The 1,427-nt window shown below is 71.6% G+C and carries 1 protein-coding gene; it reads right to left on the bottom strand.

Annotated features, from left to right (window positions below):
• Positions 1-117: 117 nt before the first annotated feature.
• Positions 118-1,101: a hypothetical protein gene (locus DAE25_RS22595; RefSeq protein ID WP_107768545.1), complete on the bottom strand. Its 984-nt coding sequence runs from the start codon at positions 1,099-1,101 to the stop codon at positions 118-120.
• Positions 1,102-1,427: the final 326 nt, after the last annotated feature.

The following is a 1,427-nucleotide window of genomic DNA, read 5'->3' on the forward strand; positions in this document are numbered from 1 at the left end:
CTGTCTGCCATGGACGCACCATGCGCTCACAGCGGGTCAAAGTGTCCGGACGAACCCGAGACAGAACTGTCCATACCGACACAAGTCAGGACAACGGACCCGTCCTCGGTAGGGATGTCACTTGCCGCCAGTCACAGACGTGGTCCCGACGCGCCGCAGGAAGGCCGCCCGGCCGGACGGGGTGTACAGCGACTCCCGCAGCATGGCGATCCACGGGCGGATCCGCCCCGGGTCGTGCGCCCGGCCCAGCGCCAGGTCCACGTCGCGGAGCACCCCGATCGGCCGCCGGACCACGTCTGAGGCGGTGTAGCCCCGGCGCACGCGTCCCAGCGAGCTGAGCCGTCGCTCCCTCCTCAGGTCGTCGCGATGCTCGTCGGGCTCGCGGTGGTGGCCTCCGTCGTACTCGTGGTCGGACGTCGTGCCGACCAGGTGGAGATCCACCCGGGCGACGAGCTCCCCGCCCTCGTCCAGCACCTCGAGCTGCGGTGTGACCTCGACACCCACCGCGACGTGGAGCAGCCGCAGAAGCGTCTCCCACGTGGATTCGGCACGCCCGTCCGCCCGGCCCAGCGCGGTGAGCAGGGCCGTCCGTCCACGTCGCCGCGGCCGGCACACCCGTCGGAGCTCCTCGACGGTGACGTCCTCGGCCTGGAGCGCGCTGTCCACCACCACGACGAGGTCGAGCACCGACAGCCACCGGGCACAGGCCAGGATCGTCTCGGCCGCAGTCGCGCACCTGAGACCACCGATGACCTGGTGCGGAATCGGATCGGGGTGCCGACTCGTGCGGATGCCGTCGCGCATGGGCCGCGGGTCGTCGAGCTGCATGGCGACGAAGACGGGCGTGGCCTCCGGCACGGGAGGCAGCCCCCACCCGCGGATGCGCGCCGCGGTCAGACCGGTGAAGCAGCCGTGCTGGGTCAGGAGCAGCTGCCACCCGGCGAGGTCGGCGAGCCACGGATCTCTCGAGTCTCCCCCATCGAGCCGGCGCCGATGGACGCCCCGCGTGACCGGCTGGAAGGCCGCTCGACGCGGGCAGCCACGGATCGCGACTGCGGTGGTGACGACGGGCGCATCTAAGGCTGGATCGGGGTGGACCATCTCCCGAGCGTCGTCGGCGACTCGCTGTGCGCGCGGCTCACCAGGGCATTGCTGTGGACACGACCCGGGCGCGTGACGTCGGTGGACATCTCGTGGCTCGGGTTCGCGGCAACTGGCGGGCGCCGACCTGCCCGACCGCCCGACCGCCACGGCGAACGTCGGCCGCCGCCAGCTGCCGCCGGCCCCCGAGCACGTCCAGGACACTGGCGGGCGCCGACATCTCGCAGCTCGTGTCATGTCTCGGGTTTGTCCGGACAGAGTTGATGTCTCAGGTCAGTCTGGACACTTCGGTGGTGGGCGTCTACGGCCGCGGGGTCGGCCGTTGC

The sequence above is a fragment of the Nocardioides terrigena genome (assembly GCF_003047265.1).
In the GTDB taxonomy this organism is placed as follows: Bacteria; Actinomycetota; Actinomycetes; order Propionibacteriales; family Nocardioidaceae; genus Nocardioides; species Nocardioides terrigena.